Genomic DNA, 231 nt, shown 5'->3' on the forward strand with positions numbered 1-231 from the left:
GTGTTATTGAGCTTATCTATTGGGGTGGCTGACTTTTCGTGGTCAGGTATCTTGCAGAGCCTGCTGACTCAGAGTGCCAATTCTGATAGCTCGCTGCTATTGGTTAGTCGTATACCGCGTACCATCGCCATTATTTTGACTGGTATTGCGATGGCAGTGGCTGGCATGATTATCCAAGTAGTATTAAAAAATCGCTTTGTAGAGCCATCTATGGTTGGTGCAACTCAGAGC

General features: G+C 45.9%; 1 protein-coding gene. It reads left to right on the forward strand.

Going from position 1 to position 231, the window contains the following annotated elements:
- On the forward strand, nt 1-231 hold a 231-nt coding region (locus AAEZ05_RS30465; RefSeq protein ID WP_350650427.1), incomplete at both ends, for an iron chelate uptake ABC transporter family permease subunit.

The sequence above is a fragment of the Pseudomonas sp. HY13-MNA-CIBAN-0226 genome (genome assembly GCF_040310305.1).
Lineage (GTDB): Bacteria > Pseudomonadota > Gammaproteobacteria > Pseudomonadales > Pseudomonadaceae > Aquipseudomonas > Aquipseudomonas gregormendelii.